General features: G+C 67.7%; 18 protein-coding genes and 1 pseudogene. 8 read left to right on the forward strand and 11 right to left on the reverse strand.

All coding sequences use genetic code 11. From position 1 onward, the window contains the following. The first annotated feature begins 68 nt into the window (after positions 1 to 68). From ACFOM9_RS13495 to ACFOM9_RS13505, 3 genes are read left to right on the forward strand one after another with little or no spacing between them, the layout of a single operon-like run. Positions 69 to 773: a dienelactone hydrolase family protein gene (locus tag ACFOM9_RS13495; RefSeq protein WP_386711801.1), complete on the forward strand. Its 705-nt coding sequence runs from the start codon at positions 69 to 71 to the stop codon at positions 771 to 773. A gap of 19 nt (positions 774 to 792) precedes the next feature. Next, positions 793 to 1,224 (forward strand): HIT family protein, encoded by a 432-nt coding sequence (locus tag ACFOM9_RS13500; RefSeq protein ID WP_386711804.1) that lies wholly within the window; start codon positions 793 to 795, stop codon positions 1,222 to 1,224. 58 nt (positions 1,225 to 1,282) lie between these two features. Then, complete coding sequence (locus tag ACFOM9_RS13505) at positions 1,283 to 3,097, forward strand: DUF885 domain-containing protein (RefSeq protein WP_386711807.1); 1,815 nt, start codon at positions 1,283 to 1,285, stop codon at positions 3,095 to 3,097. A gap of 237 nt (positions 3,098 to 3,334) precedes the next feature. On the opposite strand, the gene ACFOM9_RS13510 is transcribed toward ACFOM9_RS13505, so the two are convergent. The 3 genes from ACFOM9_RS13510 to apbC all read right to left on the reverse strand — a co-directional run bounded on the left by ACFOM9_RS13510 (position 3,335) and on the right by apbC (position 5,639). Continuing rightward, a complete protein-coding gene (locus ACFOM9_RS13510; protein WP_386711810.1) occupies positions 3,335 to 3,847 on the reverse strand; it encodes an RDD family protein in 513 nt (170 codons plus the stop codon). 35 nt (positions 3,848 to 3,882) lie between these two features. Next, entirely contained in the window at positions 3,883 to 4,452 is a 570-nt protein-coding gene (gene dcd / locus ACFOM9_RS13515) for a dCTP deaminase (RefSeq protein WP_386711813.1), read from the reverse strand. Between the two features lie 323 nt (positions 4,453 to 4,775). Beyond that, positions 4,776 to 5,639 (reverse strand): iron-sulfur cluster carrier protein ApbC, encoded by an 864-nt coding sequence (gene apbC / locus ACFOM9_RS13520; RefSeq protein ID WP_386711816.1) that lies wholly within the window; start codon positions 5,637 to 5,639, stop codon positions 4,776 to 4,778. Positions 5,640 to 5,861: 222 nt separating this feature from the next. Between apbC and ACFOM9_RS13525 the strand changes: the two genes are divergently transcribed. The 4 genes and pseudogenes from ACFOM9_RS13525 to rnfB all read left to right on the forward strand — a co-directional run. Then, on the forward strand, positions 5,862 to 8,771 hold the full coding sequence (locus ACFOM9_RS13525) for a TonB-dependent receptor plug domain-containing protein (protein ID WP_386711819.1): 2,910 nt from the start codon (positions 5,862 to 5,864) through the stop codon (positions 8,769 to 8,771). A 204-nt stretch (positions 8,772 to 8,975) separates the two neighbouring features. Beyond that, on the forward strand, positions 8,976 to 9,416 hold the full coding sequence (locus ACFOM9_RS13530; protein ID WP_386711822.1) for a DUF2147 domain-containing protein: 441 nt from the start codon (positions 8,976 to 8,978) through the stop codon (positions 9,414 to 9,416). 287 nt (positions 9,417 to 9,703) lie between these two features. Continuing rightward, positions 9,704 to 11,800 (forward strand): methionine--tRNA ligase, encoded by a 2,097-nt coding sequence (metG, locus tag ACFOM9_RS13535; protein WP_386711825.1) that lies wholly within the window; start codon positions 9,704 to 9,706, stop codon positions 11,798 to 11,800. Between the two features lie 55 nt (positions 11,801 to 11,855). Further along, positions 11,856 to 12,275: pseudogene (gene rnfB / locus ACFOM9_RS13540) on the forward strand (Rnf electron transport complex subunit RnfB); the annotation flags it as partial. A gap of 244 nt (positions 12,276 to 12,519) precedes the next feature. Here rnfB and ACFOM9_RS13545 read toward each other — a convergent pair. The 7 genes from ACFOM9_RS13545 to ACFOM9_RS13575 form a co-directional block, all read right to left on the reverse strand. After that, positions 12,520 to 14,139, reverse strand: coding sequence for a tetratricopeptide repeat-containing sulfotransferase family protein (locus ACFOM9_RS13545; protein WP_386711828.1), 1,620 nt, complete (start codon positions 14,137 to 14,139; stop codon positions 12,520 to 12,522). Then, entirely contained in the window at positions 14,132 to 15,166 is a 1,035-nt protein-coding gene (locus ACFOM9_RS13550) for a TraB/GumN family protein (protein ID WP_386711831.1), read from the reverse strand. Before ACFOM9_RS13550 ends, ACFOM9_RS13545 begins: the two co-directional genes overlap by 8 nt. Before the next feature lie 32 nt (positions 15,167 to 15,198). Continuing rightward, on the reverse strand, positions 15,199 to 16,146 hold the full coding sequence (locus tag ACFOM9_RS13555) for a DUF1684 domain-containing protein (RefSeq protein ID WP_386711833.1): 948 nt from the start codon (positions 16,144 to 16,146) through the stop codon (positions 15,199 to 15,201). Continuing rightward, positions 16,143 to 17,981, reverse strand: a complete 1,839-nt coding sequence (gene mutL, locus ACFOM9_RS13560; protein WP_386711954.1) for a DNA mismatch repair endonuclease MutL — start codon at positions 17,979 to 17,981, stop codon at positions 16,143 to 16,145. Before mutL ends, ACFOM9_RS13555 begins: the two co-directional genes overlap by 4 nt. A 109-nt stretch (positions 17,982 to 18,090) precedes the next feature. Further along, positions 18,091 to 19,641 (reverse strand): N-acetylmuramoyl-L-alanine amidase, encoded by a 1,551-nt coding sequence (locus tag ACFOM9_RS13565; protein ID WP_386711836.1) that lies wholly within the window; start codon positions 19,639 to 19,641, stop codon positions 18,091 to 18,093. 84 nt (positions 19,642 to 19,725) lie between these two features. After that, positions 19,726 to 20,214 (reverse strand): tRNA (adenosine(37)-N6)-threonylcarbamoyltransferase complex ATPase subunit type 1 TsaE, encoded by a 489-nt coding sequence (gene tsaE / locus ACFOM9_RS13570; RefSeq protein ID WP_386711840.1) that lies wholly within the window; start codon positions 20,212 to 20,214, stop codon positions 19,726 to 19,728. Next, positions 20,211 to 21,686 (reverse strand): NAD(P)H-hydrate dehydratase, encoded by a 1,476-nt coding sequence (locus ACFOM9_RS13575; protein ID WP_386711843.1) that lies wholly within the window; start codon positions 21,684 to 21,686, stop codon positions 20,211 to 20,213. The genes tsaE and ACFOM9_RS13575 overlap by 4 nt, the downstream gene beginning before the upstream one ends. Here ACFOM9_RS13575 and queG point away from each other — a divergent pair. Further along, the gene (gene queG, locus ACFOM9_RS13580; RefSeq protein ID WP_449284270.1) at positions 21,623 to 22,792 is read left to right on the forward strand and encodes a tRNA epoxyqueuosine(34) reductase QueG; all 1,170 of its coding nucleotides are present in this window, start codon (positions 21,623 to 21,625) and stop codon (positions 22,790 to 22,792) included. The two genes, ACFOM9_RS13575 and queG, sit on opposite strands and share 64 nt — an antisense overlap. A gap of 277 nt (positions 22,793 to 23,069) precedes the next feature. Here the strand turns inward: queG and panD are convergent, their stop codons facing one another. Continuing rightward, positions 23,070 to 23,450, reverse strand: a complete 381-nt coding sequence (gene panD / locus ACFOM9_RS13585; protein ID WP_386711849.1) for an aspartate 1-decarboxylase — start codon at positions 23,448 to 23,450, stop codon at positions 23,070 to 23,072. Positions 23,451 to 23,508: the final 58 nt, after the last annotated feature.

The raw sequence follows: 23,508 nt of genomic DNA on the forward strand, positions 1-23,508 counted from the left end.
AGGCCGGCGATTATAGCGGTGGGGCTAGAATCGGCCCCTGAACCGGCAACCCCGATGGAGGCCGCAGCGTGGGCGAACGAATCGAGATCGAGGTCCCCGGCACCGGCCGCGTCGGCGGCTGGGCCGCGCGCCCGCAGGGCGCGCCCCGCGGGGCCCTGGTGGTGATCCAGGAGATCTTCGGGGTGAACGCGCACATGCGCAGCGTGGCCGAGGGCTACGCCGCCGATGGTTACCTCGCGCTGGCGCCGGCGTTCTTCGATCCGGTCGAGCGCGACGTGGAGCTCGCCTACGACGAGGAGGGCTTCCGCCGCGGCCGCGAGCTGGTGGGCGAACTGGGGGTGGATCGGGCGCTGGCGATCGTCGATGCAGCTGCAGGCTGGCTGCGCGGCGCACTCGATCGCGACGGAAGCCGGGGCGCCGGCGATTCGTCGCGCGTGGGGGCCGTCGGCTTCTGCTGGGGCGGCACCCTTGCCTACCTGGCCAATACCCGTTTCGGACTGCCGGCGGTGAGCTATTACGGCGCGCGCAACGCGCAGTACCTCGACGAGGCCCTGCGCGCGCCGATGATGTTCCACTTCGGCGGCAAGGACGGCAGCATCGGTCCGGAGGTCGTCGCCCGTCATCGCGAGCGGCATCCCGACGCGGCGGTTTTCGTCTATCCCGATGCCGGCCACGCGTTCAACCGCGACGTCGATCCCAGCGCATACGAACCAGCCAGCGCGCAGCTCGCGCACCAGCGTACCCTGCAGCTGTTCCAGGACGCGCTGCACTAGACGCGCAACGGAGGTCGCCATGCCACGCAAGCCCGTCCACCACGATCGCTACGAGTTGCATCCGCAGCTCGCGGCCGACACCCACCCGGTCGCGTCGTTTGCGCTCAGCGAGTTGCGGCTGATGGACGACAGCAACTACCCGTGGCTGGTGCTCGTGCCGCGCGCGATCGACGCGCGCGAACTCGTCGACCTCGATGCCGGCCAGCGCCACCAGCTCGGCGACGAGATCGACCGGGCTTCTCGCCTGCTGCGCGACGCGTTCGCCCCCTTCAAGCTCAACGTCGCGGCGCTCGGCAACCTGGTGCCGCAGCTGCACGTGCACGTGATCGCGCGCTTCGAAGGCGATCCGGCCTGGCCGGCGCCGGTCTGGGGCCGGGTCGCGGCGCGCCCGTATTCTCCCGAGGCGCTGGTCGAACGCATCAACACGCTCAACGAATACCTGCGCGCCTGAGCGCCCGTCGGGCGCAGCGGCAACGTCCCATCCTCATCCATCCGCCTTCGGAGTCGCCATGCGCCAATTCCCGATCCTCGCCCTGTCCGCGGCCCTTGCGGCTGCACTGTTTGGGGGTTGCGATCGCCAGCCGTCGCCGCAGCCGGTGGCATCGTCGCCGCCACCCGCGCAGGAGGCCGCAGCCCCAGCCCCCACCGCTGGCGACGCGGCCTGGCAGCCGGCGGTCGACGGCTTCGTGGAGCAGTACTTCGAATTCTTCCCGGTGTTCGCCGCCAACGCCGGCAAGCACGAATACGACGGCCGGCTGCCCGACTACAGCCCCGCGTCGATGCAGGCCACGATCGGCTGGCTCCATGCGCAGCGCGACACGCTCGCCGCCTTCGCCGATGCCGCGCCGGGCAAGGCGGGGCTTGATGAAACGCAGCAGTTCCAGCGCGACTACGTCCTCTCGGTGATCGATGGGCAGCTGTTCTGGCTCGAGGAATCCGGCTTCGCGCACTCCAACCCGGTGCTGTACACCGGCGACCTGTCGCCCAGCATGTACCTCACCCGCGACTACGCGCCGCTGCCGCAGCGGATGGCGGCGTTCGTGCAGTACCAGGAGGCGCTGCCGACGGCGTTCGAACAGATCCGCGGCAACCTGAAGCCGCCGCTGGCGGCGTCCTACGTCGAACTCGGGACCAACACCTTCCGCGGCTACGCGGATTTCTTCCGCGATTCGGTGCCGGCGATCTTCGCCGGCGTGGACGACGCCGCGCTGCAGGCGCGATTCAAGGCAAGCAACGCCGCCGCCGCCAAGGCGGCAGGCGAGATGGCGGACTGGTTCGCCGCGCAGAAGCCGGCCGCGACGCAGGACTTCGCGCTGGGCGCCGAGAAGTTTGCTCGGATGCTGTCGGCCACCGAGCGGGTCGACATCCCGCTGGAGCGACTGAAGTCGATCGGTGAAGCGGACCTGGCGCGCAATCTGGCGTCGCTCAAGTCCGCCTGCGACAGTTTTGCCGCGGGGCAATCGCTGCAGGCCTGCGTGGACAAGGCCAACGCCGACAAGCCCGAGGGCGGCGCGGTGGAAGGCGCGCGCAAGCAGCTGGCCGGCCTGCGCCAGTTCATCCTCGACAAGGACCTGGTCAGCATTCCGGGCACCGAGCAGGCACAGGTCGCAGAGGCGCCCCCGTTCAACCGCTGGAACTTCGCCTACATCGAGATCCCCGGCCCGTACGAGAAGAACCTGCCGTCGGTGTACTACATCGCCCCGCCCGATCCGAGCTGGCCGAAGGCCGAACAGGACGCCTACGTGCCGGGCAAGAGCGACCTGCTGTTCACGTCCGCGCACGAAGTGTGGCCGGGGCATTTCCTGCAGTTCCTGCATTCGAACCGGGCGGACTGGAAGTTCGGCCAGCTGTTCGTCGGCTACGCCTTCGCCGAGGGCTGGGCGCATTACGTCGAGGAGATGATGTTCGATGCCGGCCTCGAAGGCGCCACCCCGCAAGTCCATATCGGCCAGCTCAGCAACGCGCTGCTGCGCGACGTGCGCTTCCTGTCCGCGATCGGGCTGCACACCGGTGGCATGACGGTGGCGCAGTCGGAGCAGATGTTCCGCGAGAAGGCGTTCCAGGATCCGGGCAACGCGCGCCAGCAGGCCGCGCGCGGCACCTATGACCCGGCCTATCTCAACTACACCCTTGGCAAGCTGATGATCATGCAGCTGCGCGAGGACTGGACGGCGTCGCGCGGGGGCCGCAGTGCGTGGAAGGCCTTCCACGATGAATTCCTCGACCACGGCGGCCCGCCGGTGCCGCTGGTGCGGGCGCGGATGATGGGCGGCGAGCCGGAGGCCAAGCTGTGGCAGGCGGTTCCGGCAGCGGCGGCGAAGTAGCCGCTTCCATCGAGTCCTATCGGAGCGGGTTCAGCCGCGAGCCCTTTCGTCGGATGCGCGATGCTCTCTTGCGTTTCTGGAAAGTCGAGTGGGTGAAGCTCATCGCGCCAAAGCAATGTGGAACGTGGCCTCGCGGGCTGAGCCCCCAACCAACGAGCCCCGCACCAAAAACAATGAAGCCCCGGGATCCACTCCCGGGGCTTCATTGCGTGCAATGCGAGCTAACCGAGCGTCGGCTCAGTCGACGTGCACCACGCGGGTACCGGCAATCAGATCGTGGCCGCAGCGACGATCGTTGCGGAAGATCAACAGCACGTCGACGATCGCCAGCACCGGCCCGATCAGCGGCACGTTGCTCACCACCTGGATGGGCAGATAGCGCAGGCCCAGCAGGCGACCCAGCGGTGGCTTGTCGCCGGCGAGATCCACGATCTTGATCTTCAGCGCCTTCTTGCCCCAGGTCTGGCCGGTCGCATTGAGCGGAAAACCCTGGATCACCGCGAAGATCACGAAACCGATCGCCGCCCACATCAGCGTGGTGCCGATCGGCATCTGCTGCCCCGCCTGCGCCGCGGCGGTCGCGGCCTGCATGTAGCCGCCCATGTACATCACCGGCAGCACGACCACCAGCATGATGATGCCGTCGATGATCGCCGCGCCCAGCCGCGCGCCGCGCCCCGCCAGTTCATCCCCGGAAGAAAATTCGGCTACTGCCGCGTCCGGCCCGCGATACGGATTCTGCTCGTTCATCTGTTTCCCCTCTGCCTGGTTGTTGGATTGCGTGCTCAGGTGCGCGGCAGCGTCACCCCTGTCTGCCCCTGGTACTTGCCGCCGCGGTCCTTGTAGGAAGTTTCGCACACCTCGTCGGACTGGAAGAACAGCATCTGCGCCACGCCCTCTCCCGCATAGATCTTCGCCGGCAGCGGCGTGGTGTTCGAGAACTCCAGGGTCACGTGGCCCTCCCATTCGGGCTCGAGCGGGGTCACGTTGACGATGATCCCGCAGCGGGCGTAGGTGCTCTTGCCCAGGCACACCACCAGCACGTCGCGCGGGATGCGGAAGAACTCCACCGTGCGCGCCAGCGCGAAGGAATTGGGCGGGATGATGCACACGTCGGACTCGATGTCGACGAAGCTGCCCGGGTCGAACGCTTTCGGATCGACGATGGTGGAATTGATGTTGGTGAAGATCTTGAATTCGCGAGAGCAGCGCACGTCGTAGCCGTAGCTGGAGGTGCCGTAGCTGACGATGCGGTGGCCGTCGGCGGCGTGCTTGACCTGGCCCGGTTCGAAGGGCTCGACCATGCCGTGCTGTTCGGCCATGCGCCGGATCCAGCGGTCGCTCTTGATGCTCATGCGTCGTTGCCCATGCGTTGGTTTCCATCGAAATGGCGGCCAGCGGCCGAAGCCGCGCATTGTAGAGGCTGCCCCGCACCGAGTCTGGCCCCCGGGCGCAGTCATGGCGGAGTTTCCGGCCGATTTCGCGGCGTTCGGCCAAGACCGCCGCAGGGAACCGCGCGCAGCCGGCCCGATGCCGGCGACTTTCCGGGGAGACCCACGGACCGCCTCGGTGGCAGCAGCCGTCTCGGCGAGCCGCCCGGTAGCCATCCCTGCCTTGGCCGCCCACGCCGGCTGCCCCACCCATACCCGCTGCCGTCGGCTGATAGCGTCGGGCGCTCTTACAGCAACGAGGCCGAAATCGGCATCGCCGCCCGCGGTCGCTTGTCCAGCTCGGCGATGACATTGCGGGCGAGCTCGCGGTAGGCCACGGCCGCGGTCGAAGCCGGCGCGGCCGCGACGATCGGGGTTCCCGCATCGCCCTGCTCGCGGATGCCGATCTCCAGCGGCAACGAGCCCAGCAGCGGCACGCCGTACGTCGCCGCCATTCGTTCGCCGCCGCCCTGGCCGAAGATGTGCTCGGCGTGGCCGCAGCTCGTGCACACGTGCACGGCCATGTTCTCCACCAGGCCCAGTACCGGCACCTGCACTTTCTCGAACATTTTCAGCGCCTTTTTCGCATCCAGCGTGGCCACGTCCTGCGGCGTGGTCACGATCACCGCACCGGCCACCGGGATTTTCTGCGCCAGGGTCAACTGGATGTCGCCGGTGCCCGGCGGCAGGTCGATGACCAGGTAATCCAGCCCGCCATCCTGGCCGCCCCATCGGGTTTCGCCCAGCAACTGGGTCAGCGCCGACGTCGCCATCGGCCCGCGCCAGATCATCGGCGTGTCCTGCTCGACCAGCAGGCCGATCGACATCGCCTCGATGCCATGCGCCCGCATGGGCTCGATCGTCTTGCCGTCGGGGCTGTCCGGGCGACCGGAGAGGCCGAGCATCGTCGGAATGCTCGGACCATACACATCCGCATCCAGGACCCCGACCCGTGCCCCCTCGGCGGCCAGCGCCAGGGCCAGATTCACGGCCGTGGTCGATTTGCCGACCCCGCCTTTGCCAGATCCGATGGCGATGATGTTGCGGACCCGCGGCAGGGGGCTGAGGTTGGGCTGGACGGCGTGGGCGCTGATGCGGGGAGTCGTGTTCAAGGGGTACAGGCAGGCTGGGAAGTGCCCCAGTTTAACCGGGACACACGATTGGCCATTTCCACCCTTTTGTTTCTGGGGATCGCCCGCAGCGGGCCTATACCACGGCCGTTAAGAACGTGTTACTTTCGGGCTAGACAACCGCCAGGTTCAGTCTAGGTAAATAACGCAACACCACGTCCGTCCGCGGGCAGGTTTCTATTCTTCATGATTGGGGGATTACAGATGTCGATACGCAAGCCTTCGTTGGTCCGCAGTCGCTTGAGTGCTGCGCTTTTCGCCGCCATGGTGCTTCCCGCCGCCGGCGTCGCGTTCGCGCAGGACGCGGATGCGCAAGCAGCCACAACCGAAACCGAAGCCAAGACACTCGACAAGGTCGTCGTCACGGGCTCGCTGATCCCGACCTCGCAGCTCGAGACGGCAACCCCCGTCATGACGATCACGGCCGAGGACATCCAGGCCCGTGGCTTCAACAGCGTGACCGAGGTCCTCCAGAAGAGCTCGTTCGCGACCGGCGGCATCCAGGGCGCACAGACTTCGGCCTCGTTCACCCAGGGCGCGGAGACGATGAGCCTGTTCGGCCTCGACCCCGGCTATGTGAAGTACCTGATCGACGGCCGGCCGATGGCGAACTATCCGGCGCTGTACAACGGCAGCTCGACGTTCAACAACATCAGCGGCATTCCGGTCGACATGGTCGACCGCATCGAGATCCTGCCCGGCGGCCAGTCCTCGCTGTACGGTTCGGACGCGATCGCCGGCGTGGTCAACATCATCCTCAAGAAGCGCATGGACGGCACGGTGCTGAACGTGCGCGGCGGCTGGTATTCCGAAGGCGGCGGTGACAGCGCACGCGTCAGCCTTTCGCATGGTTTCAACAGTGCGGACGATCGCCTCAATGTCCTCGTCGGCCTCCAGCACGAAGAGCGCGACCCGATCTGGGGCTATCAGCGCGACCGGACCAAGCAGTTCAACGTCAACGGTTACAGCCCGGCGACCGCGAGCCGTGATTACCTGGTCACCAGCTATTTCACCAGCTACAAGTTCCTGGATCCGGCCAATTGCGGCAACCTGACCGATCAGTTCGGCGGCACCGTGGGGCTGCAGACGCGTCCGGGTTTCGGCGACGAGAACTACTGCGGCTCGTTTTACACGCCGGGCTACCGCACGCTCATGAACGAGAAGAAGAGCACCCAGGTCTATACGCACGGGACCTTCGATCTCAACGAAAACACCGAACTCTATGCGGACGTGCTCTTCAGCAAGGAGAAGGTGAAGTACCACGTCGGTTCCAATTACACCTGGTGGGGCACCGGACCCGGGTGGGGGTATTTCTGGGATCCCCGCGTCGGCAATGACATCGCTGCCGCCTACGGCGAATACTTCTGCGGCGCCGACCCCGATCCGGCCTGCCTTGCCGGCCTGCCCCCGGGCTCCCTGCTCAGCCTGCAGCGAGCTTTCTCGCCGGAAGAGATGGGCCCGGGCGGCTTCGCCAATACGATGGAAAAGAACGAGAGCGAGGCCTATTCGGTCACCTTCGGCGCCAACGGCACCTTCGGCGGCTCGAACTGGGATTACGACCTCGGATTCACCCGTACCCATTACAAGCTCGACGAGATCGGCTTCGTGCGCTGGGCAGGCCCGATGAACGACTATTTCCAAGAGCACGTCCTTGGCCCGCAGCTTGGCCTCGACCCGCTGTTCGGCGCCTACCCGGTCTTCCAGCCCGACTACGCCGCGTTCTACACCCCGATCTCGCCCGAAGACTTCGCCGCCATGACCGGCTATGCGACCTCGAAGAGCGAAACTTCCGACAACATGTTGCGCGGCCAGGTCACCAACAGCGCGCTGTTCACCCTGCCTGGCGGCGACGCCGGTCTGGCCGTGGCGGTCGAGGGCGGTCGCCAGTCGTGGGATTACACCCCCGATCCCGGCTACCTCAACGGCGATGTGTGGGGCACGACGGCGGTCGCCGGCGGCGGCGCCCGCACCCGCTACGCGGCAACCGCCGAACTGCGCCTGCCGGTTTGGGACATGCTGACGGTCACTGCCTCGGGTCGCTATGACTCGTTCAAGACCAGCCACAGCACCGTCGACAAGCCGACGTATAGCATCGGCCTGGAATTCCGCCCGATGGAGACCCTGTTGTTCCGTGGCAAGTACGGCACCGCGTTCAAGGCACCGACGCTTTCCGACATGTTCATGGGCCCCAGTGGCTACTACTCGTCGGTCATCGACTACTACAACTGCTCGCTGGCCGGCTACGGCCCGGATGCAATCGAGGACTGCCCCAACCAGTACTCGAACCGCCAGTTCTTCGGCACCCAGTCGGGCAACACGGAACTCGATCCGATCAACGCCAAGGTCTGGAGCGTCGGCGCGGTGTGGTCGCCGGTCGAGCGGCTGTCGATCAACGTCGACTACCTGCATTGGGACATCGAGGACGAGGTCACCCAGCAGAGCGCCAATGCCCTGTCGCTGCAGGACTATCGCTGCCGCACCGGGATCGACGACATCAATTCGGCGGTCTGCCAGGCCGCCTTGGCGCAGGTCACCCGCAATGCCGCTGGTGCGATCACGGAAATCTACACGCCCAAGATCAACGTGTCCCGCGAGACGCTCAATGCGGTGACGGTGGCGGCGAACTACACTTGGGATGCAGGCAATTTCGGTGCCTTCATGCTTCGCGGCTCGTTCACCGAGAACCTGAAGCACGAGTACCAGCAGTACGCCGAGGATCCGATGATCAACCTGCTCGAAGATCCGTACTGGAGTTCGGATCCGAAGCGCAAGGCGGATTTCTCGATCGGCTGGAACAAGTCGGATTTCAACACGACCCTGTACGCCAACTGGTTCGACGCCACGCCGAACTACGCGGCCCAGATCACCGACAGGGGCTATGCGGGCAACCGCGCCGGCAAGCTGCCCTCGCACATCTCCTGGAACCTCAGCCTGGGCTACAGCCCGCTGGAGAACCTGAAGCTGTCGTTCCTGGTGAACAACCTGTTCAACAAGATGCCGCCCATGGACTGGAGCTATCCGGGCACCAGCGGCGCGCCGTACAACGGCGGCAACTTCGACGTGTATGGTCGCGCGATGTATCTGGAAGCAAGGTACTCGTTCGGCGCCGAGTAATCTTCCACCTGCAGCTGCACAAGCCCCGTCTTCGGACGGGGCTTTTTTTTGCCTCGGCGCATGCGGCTGCGCGGCTCAAAGCGACCAGGCTGTACCGCGCCCCGCTGGTACCGCCGACACGATTCCATGCGCTCGCGAATGGCGGTATAACGACATGGGCCGCGCTTTCCGACGGCCGACTCACAACTCCCTGGGAGGGGATACATGCGCAAACAACTGCTGGCGACCGCGTTCGCCCTGCCCCTGATGGTGCTGGCCATGGCGGCATCCGCCCAGAACTCGCCCACCGGCCGCTGGAAGACCATCGACGACGAGACCGGCAAGGTGAAGTCGATCGTCGAGATCACCCAGGCCGCCAACGGCGCGCTGCAGGGCAAGGTCGTCGAGATCCTGCAGTCCGATCGCGGCCCGAACCCGACCTGCGACAAGTGCAAGGGCGCCAACAAGGACAAGCCGGTGAAGGGCATGACGATCCTGTGGGGCCTGAAGAAGGACGGCGACGAGTGGAATGGCGGCACCGTGCTCGACCCCGCGAAGGGCAAGACCTACAAGTCGAAGATCGAAATGCTCGACGGCGGGAAAAAGCTCGGCATGTCTGGCTGCGTCGCCTTCATCTGCCGGCAGCAGGTCTGGGTGCGCGAATAGCGCCGATTGTTTGCTGCTACATCCGCGCGCCCCGGCCTTGGCCGAGGCGTTTGCTTTTGCAGGTGCGGCCTCAGCCGCGAGCGTCTGCTTTGCCCCTGCGAAGTCAGGGGAGGTTGAGGGGTCCCCACGGATCAAACTGATCCCGAGGCACCCATCCCAACCCTCCCCAGCCTTCGCAGAGGAGGGTACCAAGAGCTCGCGGCTGAAGCCGCTCCTACAATGACCAGCCGCGGCGGCGATCGCGCACCCCATGCGATAATCGTGGGCCGCCAGCGACCACGCCTGCCATGCCCCGCAACGCCCTCGTCACCAGCGCCCTGCCCTACGCCAACGGCCCGCTGCACCTTGGCCACCTGGTGGGCTACATCCAGGCCGACATCTGGGTGCGCGCGCGGAGGATGGCCGGGGGAACCGCGCATTTCGTCTGCGCCGACGACACCCACGGCACGCCGATCATGCTGGCGGCGGAGAAGGCCGGCACCACGCCGGAACAGTTCATCGCCGCCGTGCAGGCATCGCACGAACGCGATTTCGCCGCCTTTGGCGTCGCGTTCGACCACTACGATTCCACCCATTCGGCCGGCAATCGCGCGCTGACCGAGGCGATCTACGGCAAGCTCCACAACAACGGCCACATTTCGCGGCGCTCGGTGGCGCAGCTTTACGATCCGGTCCGCGGCATGTTCCTGCCCGACCGTTACGTCAAGGGCATCTGTCCCAGCTGCGGCACGCCGGACCAGTACGGCGACAACTGCGAGCATTGCGGCGCGACCTATTCGCCGACAGAGCTCAAGTCGCCCTACTCCGTCGTCAGCGGCGCGACGCCCGAGCTGCGCGAATCGGAACACTTCTTCTTCGAGGTCGGCCAGTTCGAGGGCTTCCTGCGCGAATGGCTGGCCGGCGACGTGGCCGTGCCCGGCGTCAAGGCCAAGCTGCAGGAGTGGCTGGACGGCGAAGGCGGGCTGCGCGCCTGGGACATTTCCCGCGACGCGCCGTACTTCGGTTTCGAGATCCCCGGCCATCCGGGCAAGTTCCTGTATGTCTGGCTGGACGCGCCGATCGGCTACCTCAGCAGTTTCCGGGCACTGTGCGCGCGCAACGGCGCGGACTTCTTCGAATACATGGCGCCCGGCAGCGAAGCGGAGCTCCACCATTTCCTGGGCAAGGACATAGTGAATTTCCACGGCCTGTTCTGGCCGGCGGTGCTGCGCGGCGCGGGCATGCGCGCGCCGACGCGCCTGCATGTCAACGGCTACCTGACCGTCGACGGCGCCAAGATGTCGAAGTCGCGCGGCACGTTCGTGATGGCCCGCACCTGGCTCGACAGCGGCCTGCCGGGGGAGGCGCTGCGCTACTACTACGCGGCTAAGTCCTCGGGTGGTGTCGACGACCTCGACCTCAACCTGTCGGATTTCGTGGCGCGGGTGAACTCAGACGTCGTCGGCAAGTTCGTCAACCTCGCCAGCCGCTGCGCCGGCTTCATCGAAAAGCGCTTCGACGGCCGGCTCGCTCCGACGCTGCCGGATGCGGACATGTACGCGCGCTTCGTGGCCGGGCTCGACCCGATCCGAGACGCCTACGAGCGCAACGAACCCGCGACCGTCCTGCGCATGGCGATGGCGTTGGCCGACGAGGCCAACCGCTACATCGACGAGCGCAAGCCGTGGGTGCTGGCAAAGCAGGACGGCGCCGATGCCGAGCTCCAGGCGGTGTGCACGCAGGGGCTGAACCTGTTCCGCGTGCTCGCCGGCGCGCTGCGGCCCGTGCTCCCGGCCATGACGCGCAGCATCGAGGAGTTCCTGGACGCGCCGCTCGCCACCTGGCGCGATCTCGACGCGCCATTGCTCGATCGCCCCATCCGCCCCTACTCCCCCCTGTTCACCCGCATCGACCCGAAGCAGATTGCCGCCATGACCGAAGACAGCAAGGAAGACCTGAAGCCGACTGCAGCCACGACCGCTGGTGCAGGGGCAACGGAAGCCGCGACCGGCATTGCCGCCGCCGCTGCCGTCGCGGCTCCCGCCGCTCCTGCGAAACCCGGATCGACGCCCGCCGCCATCGGCATCGACGACTTCGCCAAGCTCGACCTGCGCGTCGGCAAGGTCCTGGCCTGCGAATTCGTCGAAGGCTCCGACAAGCTGCTGCGCTTCGATCTCGACGCCGGCGAACTGGGCAAGCGACAGATCTTCTCCGGCATCCGCGCCAGCTACGGCGAACCGGAGGCGCTGGTCGGCCGCAACGTCGTGTTCATCGCCAACCTCGCGCCACGCAAGATGCGATTCGGCATGAGCGAAGGCATGATCCTGTCGGCGGGCTTCGACGCCGGGCAGCTGGCGCTGCTGGCCGTCGATGACGGCGCCCAGCCCGGGATGCCGGTCCGGTAGTCGTCTCCCGGATTGACCGGCGACCAGGCTCACCAGATCGGCGACCGCCCGCCGTACGAGCATGACCACCGACCTGACCGAACGCATCGACCGCCTGCTGCCGCAAACCCAGTGCGGCCAGTGCGGCTACCCCGGCTGCCGACCGTATGCCGAGGCGATCGCCTCTGGCGGGGCGGACATCGATCGGTGCCCCCCTGGCGGCGATGCCGGTGCGCGGACGCTTGCGCGCGCGCTCGGCGTACAGCCCAAGCCCTACGATCGCAACCGCGGCACGCACAAGCCCATGATGGTCGCGCTGGTCATCGAACCGGACTGCATCGGCTGTACCAAGTGCATCCAGGCCTGCCCGGTCGACGCCATCATCGGCGCGTCCAGGCAGATGCACGTGGTGATCGAAGACCTTTGCACCGGTTGCGAGCTCTGCGTGCCGGCGTGCCCGGTGGACTGCATCGAGATGCTGGAGACTGAGCGGTAGGCGTAAAGCACTTCGTGGTTCGATGCTGCCGGAGACCACGCCGATCTAGTTACGCTGGCTCGTCATTCCTGCGCGAGGCATTCGACTCGAGCCTTGGTCATCCAGCAACCTTCTCACCCGACACGGGTAACGTGCAGGTCCCGCTCTGGCGAAAAGGAAGACGCTTGTTCAGTGGCGCCCCAGGCAGGCGTCGCAGCCGCACGCCGGCTGGATTGTCCGACACGCTGTTCGGAAGGGCCTGCGATCAGGTGCCGCGTTCCGGGCCAGGCAAATCCTGCTCATCACAACCGTCGTCCACGGCAATGCCTTCCGCTTCGAACAGTTCGCGCACCGGCTGCATCTGCGATGCATAGCGCTTCCAGCGGTCGATCGCCGAGCGATAGACGCGGGAACGCACCTGGACCGCGCTCGCTGTCGCCACCGGCGCCGCGTTCTCCTCGAAGCGCAGGCAAGCGTCCTCCCATTCGAGCCCGCAGAACGCGATCAGGCGCCGGGCCCACGAGTCGAGGTCGTCCACCACGGATTCATAGCCGACCTCGAGGATGCGCCCCGGCATGCGTGCGTGCCAGGCGCGCATCATGCGATCGAACAGGATGCAGTAACGCGCCGTGTCCATGAGGTCGAACGAATAGTCGTAGTAGGAGGAACTGAGCGCGAACAGCTGGCGGAAGTTGCTCAGGCAGCTGTCCATCGGATTGCGCCGGAGGCAGATGATGCGCGCATTCGGGAGCGCCGCCGCGATGTAACCCGCATACAGGAAGTTGTGTGGCAGCTTGTCGATGAAACGTGGAAGTGAAGCGGTCGCGGGTCGGGTGCTTTCGATGTACTGCCTGCCCAGGGCCTTCCAGTCGAGTCCCCGGGAACGCATCACGGCATCCATGTCCAGCATCGACGGCGTGGTGCTCCCGGTCGCTCGCTTCAGGGCAACGCCGAAATTCTGCAGTTCACCCGCCGAATGCACCTCCGAATGGCTCGAAATGATCCGTTCGACCAGCGTGGTCCCGGTTCGCGGAAGGCCGATGATGAAGATCGGTTGCTCGCTGTCGAACCCGGACTGTTTGCCGACATCCGGGCAGCCTTCGATGATCGCATCGAACAGCGCTTCATCGCGCTGCGTGGTGTAGTTGCGACCTCGACCTCCCCACGATTTGCCGGCGACGAGGCGCTCGAAAGCTTTGGGATGCTCGCCGATGTCCTCGTATTCCTTGGACAGCGCCAGGTTGAGGCACATCTGGGCCGTCGCATCATCGCCCGCGCCCTCGCGCAGCGATTCCATTGCTTCGACGTGATTGTCCTGCTTCGGGTACTTGCGCAGCTGCGCGCGCGACAGGTACGCCTTCCAGTAGCGAGGATCGGCGCGGAGGCAAGCCTCCAGCGCCTGCTCGGCCACGCCGATCTCGCCGCTGTGGATCATCGCCGTGGCGTAGTTGAACTGGCTGCGCGCCGAATGCGGCACCAGCTCGGCTACCCGGCCGAACATCGCCGCCGCCTTGTCGTAGGCGTGGGCCTGCGTGTAGACGAGCGCAAGCGCGTCCAGCGTCACCGGATCGTCGCTGGGCATCGCCGCCGCGCGATCCGCCAGTTCCACCGCGCGGCGAGGCTCGCTGGCCTGCGCCCAGGCGCGCGCGAGATGCGCCATGTAATCGGGGCGCGCAGGATTGAGCTGCACCGATTTCTCGAGACATTGGATCGCGAGCGGGATCTGCAGCAGCTCCCGCGCGGCAACGCCGGCCACGAAGTACACCCCGGCGTGCGGCGGCACGTCGCGAACCAGGTCCATCGCCAGGGATTGCGCCGTTTTCCAGTCGCTGCGATTGAGCGCTTCGATGGCGCGCTGGTAACGCTGCCTCGGATCCTCAGTCATCGCGCTCGCCGCCCCCGGTGGACTCCTCGCCGCCAGGCGCGCAGGCCTGGCAGATCCTTTCGACGGCGTGGCCCCTCGCGCGCAGCTTTTTCACCACGCCGTCCTCGCCGAGCAGGTGCAGCGCACCGACCACCACCAGCACGTCGTCGGTCCCGGGCGCAGCCAGCAGCTGCTCGATTTTCGGGATCCAGGCGTCGTTGCGTTCGACGTTGATGTGGCGATAGAGCTTCGGATAGCGGCTGCGCATGTCCGCGCCCATCTCGCTCCAGATCGCCTCGGCATCGCCGGCACGCCAGTAGCCGTGCAGCGTCTGCAGATCGTCGTTGGCGGCCTGCGACAGGGCCTCGTCGATGAACTGCAGCTGCTCATCCGCGTCCATGCCGTCGAGCAGCGCGATCTGCTGCGCGGCGGTTTCGAAGCCTCCGGTGCGTTTTCCGGCGAAGCCGGCGGCTGCGATGAAGTGCTGGTCGAGGCCAAGCTTCGGATCCAGTCCCTGCTTGCCCATCTCGGTCAGGCTGATCATGAGGCCGACGAACCAGGGCTCGAACATCTGCATGCGCGCCGGCGTCAGTCCCGATGCCTGCAGCACGGCGGCGTTGGCGGCCTGCCAAGCCTGCAGGCGCGAAGCGGTTGCCGGCGGAAGGTCGCGATCGAGCTGGGTGCCATCGGTGCGCACCGCAGCCTGCATCATCTGTACCGGCAGCTGCGGGGAGTTCATCTCTTCCGGCGGCAGCTCGAAGAACACCGCTTCGGCATCCGCGAACGCGTTGTTGACCTCACCGGACAGCGGGTAGTCGCCGGCCTTGAGCAGGTGGAAGGAACCCAGCAGGTAGACGGTGTTGTCGGCATCGGACACCTGCCACAGCAGCGGGAGCGGCGGATCCCCCGGCGGAACGAACACGACCTCCGGCTCGACCGCCGGCGCCGGCGCATCGCCGGGCGGCGCCTGCGCGGACGCGAGGCCCGACGCGACGACAAGCACGGCGGCAAGCTTGGCCCATGCGGGAAACACGCGCGACGACGGCATCCCGGCTTGCTTTCGATGCTCCGCAGACAGGCTCAATGCCCTGCCCCGGCGTACTGCTTCTCGCCGGCGGTGACCGCCAGGTCTAGACGGTTTTCCGGTGGAGGCAGCGGGCAGGTGGCGAACGCGGTGAACGCGCACGGCGGGTTGTAGGCCTGGTTGAAGTCGACCACCACGTTGCCGTCGGCATCGGGCTTGTCGGCGTACACGAAGCGCCCGGCGCCATAGCTCCCGTGGCCGTTGGTGCGATCGGCGAACACCAGGAACAGCCGCCCGTCGCCTTCGTCCAGCGCATCGATCCGCCAGGTCTTGCCTTCGCGCTGGAACTCCACCGCGCCCGGGCTCGGCTCCTCGTTGATCGAGCCGATGATGTCGGCCACCGCAATGGTCTTGCCCGGGGGATTGGCAACGAACTTCGCGGCGACCTTCCAGGACGGATCGGCCGGCCAGTAATCGAGTCCGGCGAACCCGGTGCGCGTTTCGGCCTCGGCATGCTTGACCCGCAAGGCATGGCGGCCATCGCGCTTGATCAGGGTGATCAGGCCCTTGCCGTCGTCGAAGCCGATGACGCTGGGCGTTTGTGACATGTCGTCGTGCAGCTCGACGCGGCCGGTCACCGGTTCGCCGTCGAGTGTCAGCGCCACGCCCTGCTCGGGGGTGAAGAAGACCCGCTCGCCTTCGCGTTGCAGCATGCCGAGCTTGGGCGGCCCCTTGGCCAGGCGGATGCCGCTGCTGGCGTCGCTGCCGATGAAGTGGGCCTTGAGTTCGATCCAGTGCAGGCCGATCAGGCTGGTCCAGCCATCGGGCTTGCGCAGGCTTTCGTCGCGGCGGGCGCGCCAGGCGTTCTCTTCGGCGATGAAGCTCGCATCGGGTCGCATCGTGTCGTCTCCGGCCGGCGACTGCGGCGATCCGCTGCAACCGGCAATGGTCAGTACGCAGCCGGCAAGCGCCAGCCTCCAGTTCAGTTGCTCGCGCATCGTCAACGTCCTCGCAGGAACCAGCGGTCGATCTCGGGCAGGCTGAAGCGCGCCCAGGTCGGCCGGCCGTGGTTGCACTGGCCCGAACGCTCGGTGGCTTCCATCTCGCGCAGCAGCGCGTTCATTTCCGGGATCGTCAGGCGCCGGTTGGCGCGCACGGCGCCGTGGCAGGCCATGGTCGACAGCAGTTCGTCGCGCGCGGCGAGGATGCGGTCGGCTCCGGCGGAGGTGTTCTCGCCGTGTTCGCGCAGGTCGGCCAGCACGTCCCGCAGCAACGCCTCGGTGTCGCCGTGGGCGAGCAGCGCCGGCACGCTGCGCAGCAGCAGCGACTGCGGACCGGTACGCGAGATTTCGAAGCCCAGATCGGCAAGCGTGGCGGATTCGCGCTCGGCGACATCGGCTTCGCGCTCGCTGACCGCCACCGCCTGCGGCACCAGCAGGGGCTGGGTGCGCAGGCCGGCGCCATCGTGCGCTGACTTGAGCTTTTCGTAGCCGATGCGCTCATGCGCGGCGTGCATGTCGACCACGATCAGCCCGTCGCCGGTCTCCGCCAGCACGTAGATCCCGTGCAGCTGGGCAACGGCGTAACCCAGCGGCGGGATGCGCTCGTCCTCGACCGGCGGCAGCATCGGCTCCGGGCCGCCTTGCGCCTGGGAAAGCGCGGTGGCCGGCGTCGAATACAGCTGAGCGTACGCCGAACGCGCCTCGTCGACGCGCAGCGAGAGGTCGGGCTGTGGTGCGCGCATGGCCCACGGCGGCAGCGAACCGTCCAACCCGGTGTCGGCGCCCGCCGGATGGGAAGCGCCGGTCGATACCGCCACACCCGCGCCCGCGCGCGTCTGCGCCAGCGCGCCCTGCAGCGTCCGATAGACGAAATCGTGCACCAGGCGCGCATCGCGGAACCGTACCTCGTGCTTGGCCGGATGCACGTTGACGTCGACCCGGGTGGGGTCGACTTCAAGGAACAGCACATAGGCCGGCTGGCGCCCGTGGAACAGCACGTCGGCGTAGGCCTGCTTCACCGCGTGCGCAACGCTGCGATCGCGGATGCTGCGGCCGTTGACGTACAGGTACTGCTGGTCGGCACTGGCGCGCGAATACACCGGCTGCGCGATCCAGCCATGCAGGCGCAGGCCCGCGCCCGTGTGGTCGATGCGCAGCGCGTGCTTTGCGAACTCCTCGCCCAGCGTCTCGCCGAGGCGCTCGCCCGCCGACGTATCCGAAAACTCCAGCTGCCGGTCGCCCTTGTAGCGACGCGATGGCCTGCCGTTGTGGGAGACGCGCAATTCGACGTCGGGGCGCGCCAGCGCCAGCGAGCGCAGCCATTCCTCGACGTGGCCCAGTTCGGTGCGCTCGGCGCGCAGGAACTTGCGCCGTGCCGGAACGTTGTAGAACAGGTCGCGCACCTCGACCGTGGTGCCGCGCGGATGCGACTTCGGGGCCACGGCACCGACGTTGCCTCCGTCCACCTGCAAGCTGGCGCCGTGCGCGTCGACCTCGCGGCGCGACGACAGCACGAAGCGGCTGACCGAGGCGATCGATGGCAATGCCTCGCCGCGGAAACCCAGCGTGGAGACCGCTTCGAGGTCGTCTAGGGACGCGATCTTGCTGGTCGCATGCCGCGACACCGCGAGCGGCAGTTCGTCGGGCGCGATGCCGTCGCCGTCGTCGCGGATGCGGATCAGGCGAATGCCGCCTTCCTCGAGATCGATGTCGACCCGGCGCGCGCCGGCGTCGAGCGCGTTCTCGACCAGTTCCTTGACCACGGACGCGGGTCGCTCGACGACCTCGCCGGCGGCGATCTGGTTGATGAGGGTGTCGGGAAGCTGCTGGATGGTCACCGGCGCCATGATAGCGGCCGCTGGCATGCGCATGCAGGTGCGACGGTAACCGCGACACCTGGAGCACTACGACGCTCTTAACCTGCGCCGCTCTCGATCAAAGGACCGGCTACGGACTGCCGCCGGCGCCGGAATCGGCCTGGGCGGACGCGCGTGCCGCGTACAGCGTGCCCGGTGGCGGCTGGCGCAGGAAGTAGGTATCCACGCCGCGCAGGATCGCGGTCGCCAGCTTGCGCTGGTGGGCCGGATCGGTGAGCAGGCGCTCTTCGGTCGGATTGGAGATGTAGGCCGTCTCGACCAGCATCGACGGCATGTCCGAGGTGCGCAGCACCGCGAAGTTCGCCCGCTCGACGCGGCGCGTGTTGCCAACGTCGCCGAGGCTGTCGAGCACGTGGCGGGCGGCGTCTTCGGACGCCTTCATGTGCCCGCTCTGGGTCAGGTCGAGCAGCACCGAAGCCAGCGTGTTGCCGGACTGCGGCATGCGCCCGCCAATCAGGTCGGCGGCGTTTTCCTTGTCCGCCAGCCAGCGCGCGCGCTGCGAGGACGCGCCCTTGAGCGACAGCACGTAAACCGATGCCCCCGACGCGCTCCGGTTCTCGGCAGCGTCGGCGTGAATCGAGACGAAGATGTCGGCCTTGGCCGCGCGTGCCAGCTGGGCGCGCCGGTTGAGCGGAATGAACACGTCCTTGTCCCGCGTCATGTAGGCCGTCAGACCGGGCGTGGCGTTGATCTGTCGCGCCAGTTCGCGGCCGACGGCGAGGGTGACGTCCTTCTCGCGGCGGCCGTTCTTGCCGATCGCTCCAGGATCCTGGCCGCCGTGGCCGGGATCGATCGCCACCACCAGCGGTCGCATGCCGCTGCGACGGGCGAGCGGCGGCGGCGGGGCGACGCCGGGCGCGTCGGCCGGCACCTGCGCGCCAGCGACTCGCGTCGGCACGCCGGTCGCGATCCGGGTCGGCACGCCGGTGGCAACGGTGCCGGGCGCCTGCTGCACCGCCGGTGTGGCGACGGGCACTGCGCTGGACGGCGTCGCGGCGATGGGAGCGGACGGCTGTGTCGGAGGCCCTGCAGGCGCGGTGGTAGCGGCCACCAGCCGCGAGGTCGCGGCGGCTGAGGCGACGGCCGGATCGGGCTGCGGTGGCGAAGCCGGCTGGGCCGAGTTTCCCGCTGGCGCATTTGTCGGCGACGCAACGCGCGGGGTGGCGACGGGAACCGAAGCGGTTGCCGCGGCGATGCGCGCGATCGGGTCACCGGCACTGTCGCCCGGCCATTCCAGCACCAGGCGCGTCCCGCCGCCGGCAGCTTCGAAATGCGGCTTCAATGCCACCACCGGCGCGTGCAGATCGAACACGATGCGCGTGGTGCCCGGGATCGGGTGCCCGGTACGCACGTCCTTCACCAGGCCGGCGGCCGGCGGCAGCTTGAGGCCACGCACCGGATCGGCGCCCGGCAGGTCGACCACCAGCCGATCCGGATTGGACAGGGTCAGGATCCGGTATTCGACCTGTGCATCCAGGGCAATCTCGGCCCGGGTGCCGGTCGCGCCGACTGACACCTGCAAGTTGTTGATTTCAGAGGCATGCGCAAGGTTCCAGCACAGCGCCGCGATCAGCGCCAGGCCGAGAATGACTTGTTGGACGGGGATCCCCTTCGCTCGCATGCGGGCTAGTCAAGCACCAAGCTGAAAAATTTGCAACAAGTTTTCCCTTATGAATCCGTAGCCTGGCGACCTTTGCTACGGGTTCTATTCAGCAAGCGGCCGCAAGTCGTCCTGATTTTCCATCCGCTTAACCCATTCCTGCCCTGCGGCGCTCATTCCGAGCAGGCGCAACGTCCTGCCGGCGCCACGCACGGCCAGCTCGACCTGCAGGTCGACCGCAGGGAGCGCCCCGGCCCCGCGCTCGGGCCATTCCACCAGCCACAACGCCGCGCCGGCCTCGTCGAGCCCCAGGAATTCCAGCTCCCCGGCGCCGCCGATGCGGTACAGGTCCAGGTGGACGGCTTCGCCGCCCGGAATCGGGTAGCGCTCGACCAGCGTGTAGGTCGGACTGCGGATCGGTCCCCCGACGCCCAGGGCACGCAGCCACGCGCGCGCCAGCGTGGATTTGCCCGCGCCGAGGTCGCCATGCAGGTACACCACCGCCTGCGGCGGCTGGGTCGCGGCCAGTGCCCGGCCGAGCGCGTCGGTCGCCTCGGTGTCCGGCAGGAAGCGTTCGAGACTCGGCCTGCTCATGGATTGGCCAGCCGTCGCAGCGGCAACAGCAGGTCGGAGGGCAGGAGACCGCGTTCGCCGCCGTCGCGTGCGGCGACATCGCCCGCGGCGCCGTGCAGCAGCGCGCCGCAGCATGCGGCATCGAACGCCTCGAGTCCCTGCGCGCGCAACGCCGCGATCACGCCGGTCAGCACGTCGCCCATGCCGCCGACCGCCATGCCGGGATTGCCTGCGTCGATGATCACCGGCATGCGTCCTGGCGAGGCCACCACCGTGCCGGCACCCTTGAGCACGATCTTGCAGCGATAGCGTTCGCACAGCGCTTGCGCACTCGCGCGACGGTCGGCCTGCACCTCGTGGGTGGCGTTGCCGAGCAGGCGCGCTGCTTCCCCGGGATGCGGGGTCAATACGCTATCGGCCCGCAACGGACGCGGGCTGGCCGCGAGCAGGTTCAATGCATCGGCATCGATGACAAGCGCCTTGCCGCAGTCGATCAGGCGCGAAAGCAGCGCCCGCCCCCACGCGTCCTGGCCCAGGCCCGGACCGACCGCGATCACGTCCGCGGCGCAGGCCAGGCCATCGACTTCATCCGCCACTTCGACCGCATGCGCCATCGCCTCCGGCCGCTGCGACAGCAGGGGCTGCACGTGCACGGCGCGCGTGGCGACGTCGACCAGTCCGGCACCGCTGCGCAGCGCTGCTTCGACGCACAGCATCACCGCCCCGCCCTTGCCGTGGTCGCCGCCGACGCACAGCACGCGGCCGGACTCGCCCTTGTGCGAGTTGCGACGGCGAGGTGGCAGGAAGCGCGACAGGCTGCGCGGGTGGATGGCCTCGGCGACGGCCGCTTGCGTGGGCAGGATGTCGCCGTCCACGCCGAGCGCGGCGAGTTCGCGCACGCCCACATGGTCGAGCGCGGCGCCGGTCGCGAGCCCGACGTGCGCACCGAGGAATTGCAAGGTGCGCGTGGCGCGAACGGCCACGCCAGGGACACCGCCGGTCCCGGCGTCCACGCCGCTGGGCACATCCAGAGCGAGCACTGGCACGCCGGCCGCGTTCATTGCCTCGATCAGCGTCGCGGTCGCAATGTCGGGCTCACGCGCCAGACCGATCCCGAACAGCGCGTCGACGACGAGTTCGGCGTCCTCGATCCGGCCGGTGAAATCGACCACCTGCCCGCCCGCTTCGCGGTATTCGTGCTCCGCGCGCCTGGCCACCGCGCTGCGCGGCAGGTGTGTCGGCAGGCGCACGACGCGCACCTCGCATCCGGCCTCGCGCGCATGCCGGGCCATCGCGTAGCCGTCGCCGCCGTTGTTGCCCGGGCCGCAGACCACCACCGTGCGCCGGGCCTGCGACCAGTGCGCCAGCACGCAGTGCCAGGCAGCCTGTCCGGCACGCTGCATCAGGACGAAATCGTCCCCCGATCGCGATGCGGCACGTTTCTCGGCCTCGCGCAGGGCGGCGTTGTCGTACAGGGGAAAGGAGCCGCTCATCGCCGCGATTCTATACTTGCCACGCCGTGTCCCTGCCCATCGCCAACGCTCCTGCCCCCGACTATCCCGCACTCGCCGCGCGGATCCGCCTGCTCGCGCGCGAGGCCGGCTTCCAGCGCTGCGGCATCGCCGGCATCGAACTGGGCGAAGACGAACAGCACCTGCGCGACTGGCTGGCCAACGGCCTGTACGGATCGATGGAGTGGATGGCGCGGCACGGCGAGAAGCGCTCGCGTCCGGCGGAACTGATCCCCGGCACGCTGCGGGTGATTTCGGTGGGACTGGACTATGGCCGCAACGACGACGACAGCGCCTGGGACACCATCGCCGATGGCGAACGCGCCTACGTCGCCCGCTACGCGCTGGGTCGCGACTACCACAAGCTCATGCGCGGCCGCCTGCAGAAGCTGTCCGAGCGCATCGGCGAAGAGGTCGGCGCGTTTGGCCATCGCGTGTTCGTCGATTCGGCGCCGGTACTTGAGCGTGCGCTTGCGCGCAACGCCGGATTGGGCTTCATCGGCAAGCACACCTGCCTGATCGACAAGCATGGCGGCTCCTGGTTCTTCCTTGGCGAGATCTACGTCGACCTGCCGCTGCCGGTCGATCCGCCGGCCACGTTCCACTGCGGCAGCTGCACGCGCTGCATCGACGTCTGCCCGACCGGCGCCATCGTCGCGCCGCACCGGCTGGACGCGCGCCGCTGCATTTCCTATCTCACCATCGAGCACGAGGGCAGCATCGACGAGGCGCTGCGGCCGCTGATCGGCAACCGCATCTTCGGCTGCGACGACTGCCAGCTCGTCTGCCCTTGGAACAAATTTGCGAAGACCACCGACGAACCGGACTTTCGCGCACGCAACGACCTCGACCGCGCCACCCTGGCGGAACTTTTTGCGTGGACCGAAGCGGAATTCCTGCAGCGCACCGAAGGCTCGGCGATCCGCCGCAGCGGCCACGCGCGCTGGTTGCGCAACATCGCCGTCGCACTGGGCAATGCACCAACCACGCCGGACGTCGTGGCAGCGTTGCAGTCGCGCCGCGACGAGGCCGATCCGGTGGTGCGCGAACATGTCGCGTGGGCGCTGGCGCGGCACGGGGTGGCGTAGACGCCGCGCATCCTTAGGCCATGCAAGGCGCGGCGCGGGAGCTTTCGCAAGGCTGTCGTCCGGGTCGCCGGATCGCGCTTGCGACCACACGACGGCCTTGATGTTTCTGTTATCCGTGGGCAAAGCCCGCGGAAGCCGCTCCTGTGCGGAATTCCGGAGCCGTCATCCGGCGTGCTTCTGCCGGCCCCGCAACCGGCGCACCCACGAACACTTGCAGCGACATTCCGTAATATCAGCGCGCCGCCCGAGGGAGCCAGCCTGCCCGGCCGAGGCTGAGCTACGCCGCCTGCGCGGGAATCGATTCGTTGGTGTGCGTCAGCGCGTTCTGGCGATCGACATAAACCAGGGTCGGCTTGAACTTTGCCGCCTCGGCCTCGTCGCAGGCGCCATACGCGCAGATGATCACCAGGTCCCCGGGCTGCGCACGATGCGCGGCGGCGCCGTTGACCGAAATGATGCCGCTGCCTTCCTCGGCCCGGATCGCATAGGTCGCGAAGCGCTGGCCGTTGTTGACGTTGTAGATCTCGATGCGCTCGTACTCGCGGATGCCGGAGATGTCCAGCAGGCGCCCGTCGATCGCGCACGAGCCCTCGTAGTGCAGCTCGGCATGGGTGATCGTGGCGCGGTGGATCTTGGCTTTGAGCAGGGTCAGTTGCATGGGGGTCGGGCCGTGGGGAGGCGGGCAAGACGGGGATTTTACAGGATGGGACTGGAGC

The organism is Luteimonas notoginsengisoli, assembly GCF_042648885.1.
Lineage (GTDB): Bacteria > Pseudomonadota > Gammaproteobacteria > Xanthomonadales > Xanthomonadaceae > Luteimonas > Luteimonas notoginsengisoli.